The following is a 5,696-nucleotide window of genomic DNA, read 5'->3' on the forward strand; positions in this document are numbered from 1 at the left end:
GTCATAACGAAACTCGGTAGATTCGTGGTTCTCGTTGTTCAGCGTGGTTAGCCGCCCCTGCTTGTCGTAGCGGTACGCGACGCGGCCCCAATCGTCGCCTTTCACGTCGGTTTGGCGCACGCTCAACTGATTTAGCGCGTCGTACCAATACAGCGTTTCAACGCCCGCGCCATCGCGGTAAGCAACGAGGTTGCCGTTGCCGTCCCAGCGAAACTGTTCCTCGACGCCATCGGCGCGTGTGATGGTCTTGATCTGCCCGCGCGCGTCGCGCCGGTAGCGGGTTTCATGGCCTTCGGCGTCGGTTATGTGTGAGAGATAGCCGCGTTCGTCGTAGCCGTAATGCGTCGCGTTGTTCGAACAGTCCGTCGCTTGGGTCAGCCGTCCCGCAGCGTCATAGCTGAACTGCTTCACGCCGCCCTTGGGGTCGGTCAGCGCGGTCAGGCGCCCCTTGCTGTTCCAAGCGTATTGCGTGGTGCGGCCGGCCGGATCGGTGACGGACACGGGCCGCCCGAGCGCGTCATAATCGGTCGTCGTCACGTCGCCGATGGCGTCGGTTACTTTGACCGGCAGACCAGCGGCGCTGTACTCGGTGCGCGTGGTCATCGAGAGCGCGTCGGTCACGGCCGTGACGCGCCCCTGAACGTCATACTCGAAGCGCTGAATTTGCCCCAGCGCGTTCTTCATGCTGACGAGCTGGTTGTTCTCGCTCCAGTTGAACGATTCACTCGTGCCATCGGGATGCTCGACCAGCACGATACGGTTATGTTGGTTGTAGCGGTGAATCGTGCTGTTGCCCTCGCCGTCCGTGACCTTGGTGTACCAGTGCTCGCGGTGGTACTCGAAACGCGTGTCTTGCTTCGGTGCGAGCTCATGGATATTTATCTCCCGGTCGATCACCTCGTCCTTGGCAATCCATGTGCGCACGCAGCGCGCTTGCGCGGACGTGTGCGCGTCTGCGCCACGGGGGTCCCATTCGAGGTTGGCCGGGTTGCCGTTGAAGTCGGTATAGCGCGTGAGCAGGTGATGCTGATAGACGTACTTGCGCGCGTAGCCGAGCACGTCGCGGTGCTCGGTCAGGTCGCCCTCGGGACTATAGGCATAGCGGGCGATTGCTTCGTCCGCGCTCCCAAGCAACCCGATCCGGTAGATAACCGCGACGCGCCCGTTCTCGTAGTCGATGCGGATCGTGTTCTCCGCGCCGTCCGTCATGCCCGTCAGTTCGTCCTTCGAGTTGTAGGACAAGGTCAGACCGAGACCATCGCGGCCTATGCGAGAGATAAGCCGATAACGTGAACCGGCAAGGGTGCGGCTCTGTTCGTAACGTTCGCGCGATCCGTCCGCATAGGCAAGCTCCACGCTGCGCGCATCTGGACGGCTCACCGTCAACTGTTCCGTCGGCACCTCGACCGAATCGCCGATCGCAACTTTCGGCAAGGGCACGGCGCGCGCGTCCGGGTCGAAGAACGTAAGCACGCCGTCGCGCTGTTCGAGCGAGAGGTGATACGGACTCGTCCAGCGTGCGCCGAGCGCGCTGTCATCGTAAGCGGCAAGGCTTGACCGATAGCGCCGCGTCCACACGATCGGCGCGACGCCGTCGAGCGCAAAGTCGGTTTGTTCGAGGTTCTCGTCACCCATCACGAGGTCGACGGGTTTGCCGGTCTTGGTAACGGGGCAGCCGCAGCCGTCCTTAGCGGGCACGTCGCTCGCCTTCGCTCCTTTCTGCGTGTGCTCGGTATGCGTGCCGGGCTTGACGTGCGGTTCGTGCATCGTGCCGGGGGCGGCGTGCGCAACATGCGAGGGCGTGCTGCGTGCCTTGCGGAACTTGATCTCCTCGACAATCTGCGCGGCCATGAAGATCAACGAACCCGCCGTCGCCGCATCGCCGAACGCGCGCCTGAGCATGGCGTCGCGATTGCGGTCGAACTCATCGAGCCACTTAAGAATGGTCGTGCGCTGGCCGGATACCTTCAGCAACTGATCGATGCCGTGCAGCGCGATCGTCTCCCCGGACGGGACCCACGACAAAAAGCCCTCGTTGTGCTTGATGCGGCCCATTTGTTCAGCCGCCGAAACCGGATTCTCGACAAAGCGGCGCACCATGCGCGATGCGTCGGAGATGCCGCGCGAGATTTCTTCGCGCCACTGCGTGAGCTTCTGATCGAGTTTCTCCATGAACGCAACCGCGTCGCCGCCCGCCGTCGCCCAGAACAGGTCAACCAGCACGGAGGCCGCCGCGCCCTTGGCAAAGGCAAGGAGGACTTCCTTGACGACCGCGCGCATCGGCCGGCTGGCATTGCCCGCCGCCGGAATCACGCCGATAGCGTCAATGGCGAGAATGCCCCAGCTCGTCAGGCTACTGGCCTTCTCGGCGCTGCTGCAAATGCCATAGATGTCGGTCCCGACGTCGTACAGCGACATCGCGTTGCCGACCACCGGCAACATGTAGAGGCACTGAACGAATATCTCGTGGCTGTGATTCTCGACCGATTCGATACCCAACTGCGTCAGGTTCGGCGTCGTCTTCGGCGCGGGATTCGCGGGCGTGATGTCGTAACTGATGCGCCGCCGTTCTTCAGCGTTCTGTTTAATGCCTTGCGGTATTTGACGCGGGGCGGGTGCTGCGGGTGTGTCCGTTGCTGCCATGTTTCTGTTCGTTGTTGTTGTGTTGACTATGAGGTTGGGCGGCGGGTCAGGTCGAAGTCAGCGACTTGGCAAGACTCGGCATCGGCGCGTGCTCTGCCGAACCCGCCGCAGTGCGAACGGCCGTCTGCGCCGCCGCGCTTGCGCCGCCCGAGACGGCGGCACGCGCCAAGGCGGGCACCTGCGAGGCGAGCGCTTGAAGCGCTGGCGGAGCTGCTGCCTGAGTGAGCGCCTGCGCGGCGCTCGCCATGGCCGCGCCCGTCAAGCTTGGCGGTGCGGCTTCGGTCTCACCAGGCGTGCTCGGATCCGTCGGTGTTTGCGGCGCGTTCTTCGGCTGCGCCCACTTGCGCTTGTCGCTTTGCAAGCCGTAACCATCCTCGAAGTACTGGATATGACCGCCCCCGCGCGGGACGTCAGTCAGCATCCCGCGCCCGTTTTCATCGAGCTTTCCTGTGCGCGACGAACCGTCCGGGAAGCCGACCCGATACCACGCGTTCTTCACTGGCTGGCCGTTGGGGTAGGCGTGCCATAACTGCATGCCGACCGGCTCCTGCTTGGGCATCAACGGCAACGCGTTCTGTTTGGTTGCCGACTTGCCGATACGCATCGGCCCCTTCAGCAGGATGTCGTGGGGGCTGCCTATCTCCACGCCCGTATTGGTCAGCTTGACGTATGAGCCACCGCAGTAGAGCGTCAGTGCGGTCTTGGCGGTGAGCGTGATGGCGTCCTCGGTGCTTGCGATCGTCACGCCCTTGAGCGCGGCGAGATTGAGTGCATCGCCTTGCGCCTGCACGTCCACCTTGCCTTCCGCGGCGGTGACTTTGACGCCCTGCGTGTTCGCGAAGAGCGACACCGCATTGCCCGCCGCGACCGTGTAATTGCCGCCGATCGCCGCGTCTGCATTGCCGCCCGTGGTGGTAAATAGATGCCCGGCCGCCGAGAACTGCATGTGCTCGCCGCTCGTGAGCGCCACACCATGCGGAGCCGACGCCAGCAGGACCGCCTGCTGCAAGTCCTTGAGTTGCGTTTCAAGAAGCGTCTTCTGTGCCTCGCAGTCGGCGACCACGGCTTGTGCCTTCTTGACCGCTTCGGAAAGACTTTGCATGCGCGCTTGTGCTGACTGCAATTGCGCGAGCGCGGCCGACATATCGAGCGCCTGAGCGCCTGCACGCGGCTGTTTGTCAGCGCTCAGGAACAGACCCTTGCCGCCGCGCAACGAACCCCAATCGTCCGAGCGCAGTTCGAATCCTTCGCCGCGCTTCTTTCTCTCGGAATCGACCAGATAGCCCATGTTCAACTGGGTCTTGCCGCCGTACTCGGTCGAGAGCTTGATGCCTTCCTTGCCGCGTTCGTCTTCCAGCCTGAGCTTGTTATTGCTGCTTGTGCGCATGACGTTGCGCGTGTCCCAGCCGTCGCGCCCGATCACGAGGTCGGTTGCCTGACTGTGATGATGGACATGGGCGATGTAGGGGAACCGGGGGTCGCCTCCGATAAACGCGACACCGGCCTCCGTCTCGCGCAACAGCGGAAAGTGAAAGCCCGTCTGGTTCGCCCCGGCGAACGGCTTGGCCAAGCGTAGCGGTACGCTTTCGCCACCTTGCGGCCAGTCATCGAAGTCGAAGTCAAAGCGCACCGTGTAATGGCCTTGCGCATTGGGCTGGGCGTACTCGGTTTCACTGCGCGTGGTAATGCGCGCCGAGAGCGTGCCCGCGATCTTGGGCCAGTTCGCTTCGTCAAGCGGTAGACGGTAAGGCCGGTCGCACGGAATCGCCTTGAACGAGTTGAAGTAATCCCGCTCGCGGCTTGCTTCGTGAATAACCTCGGTCATCAACAAGCCATGCGGCGCGTCCGGCAACGTCTCGTCAACCCGCACCACGAGCCCGGCATGCAGGTCGTGGTTGGTGCTTTTGCCGTCGAACCTGATTTGCTGCGAGAGCGCCGCCTCATGGCGCAAACGCGCTTCCCACTGTGCGCTTGCCGCATCGAGGTGGTGAGTGCCGTAGGTATAGGTTTCGCCGTAAGTGGTCTGATCGCCGTGCGCGAGGTTGATATCGGCGGCGAGCCGTTCCCACGCGAGCGCGGGGTTGTAATTCGCGACCCGTACCGATGCCGGTATCTGCTGGCTATGCGCCTCGAGCTGATAGATCGCCTCTTGAGCCGACAGAAGCCCCGAGATCTCACGATAAGGGACAGTGACGTCTGGGCGATAAACGTAGCCATCCACGTCATCGGCAAACTGCACCACCTCGCCAAACTTGCTGGTGCGCGTGTAGCAGAACAGTCCGGCCTGCTGCATGACCAGATGCAAAAATGCCCAGTCGGACATCTGATACTGCATGTGAAACGCGAGCTTGGGGAACGACTTGCGCAGCTTGAGCGAGTATTGGTGCGGCAGAAACTGGTGACGCTCGAGTATTGCAATGACGATCTCGGGCGCGGACATGTCCTGATAGATGCGCGTCGCCTGAGTGAGATTCAGACGCGCCAGCGTCGATTCGACAATGAGGCGGTACGCAGTGAAATCGCGAGTCTTGCGGGTCCGCGTAAAGCGCGTTACACAGCCGTCGAAGATGCGCGGCTCGCCGCTATCGGCGGGCGGCTCGATCGTGAACTTGGCGCGCTTGCCGAGATAGTCCGCGCGCGCGAGTTCGGTCTTGGCGGTGAGTTCGAGCGTAATGCGGTAGGGCTCGCCGAGCCGCTCGACGGCATGGACTGAGAAAATGGATAACTTATCCGTCTCGGGCGCGCCGCCGACTTTGAGAAAGTACGATTGACGCCCGGTGATCCAGCGCGCGAGTGCGCTGGTGGGCTTGGCTTGTGCTTCCATTCAAGTCTTCCGTGCGACGCAGGACGATGACTGGCCGTAACGCCTGACGATCTCCTACGCCATGAGGGTTGAAGAGGAGAACAGGCTACGACACGCGCAGTTGTTCCGAAAGCACGACAACAGAATGTGACAATCGATTAGATGAGCCGATCATCAGGAATTTAGAAGCGTCGATTGCTCACACACAACTGGTGCGAGTACGTATCTTCTTGGGGCTTCGTGAATGCGT

The 5,696-nt window shown here is 62.3% G+C and carries 2 protein-coding genes; both read right to left on the bottom strand.

The features are described from left to right. Positions 1-2,643: DUF6531 domain-containing protein (locus QCE79_RS38690; RefSeq protein ID WP_309854338.1), on the bottom strand; the 2,643-nt coding region annotated here is incomplete at its 3' end. A 46-nt stretch (positions 2,644-2,689) separates the two neighbouring features. Next, positions 2,690-5,467, bottom strand: coding sequence for a type VI secretion system tip protein VgrG (locus QCE79_RS38695; protein ID WP_309854341.1), 2,778 nt, complete (start codon positions 5,465-5,467; stop codon positions 2,690-2,692). Positions 5,468-5,696 lie beyond the last annotated feature (229 nt).

Source organism: Caballeronia sp. LZ003, from assembly GCF_031451465.1.
Lineage (GTDB): Bacteria > Pseudomonadota > Gammaproteobacteria > Burkholderiales > Burkholderiaceae > Caballeronia.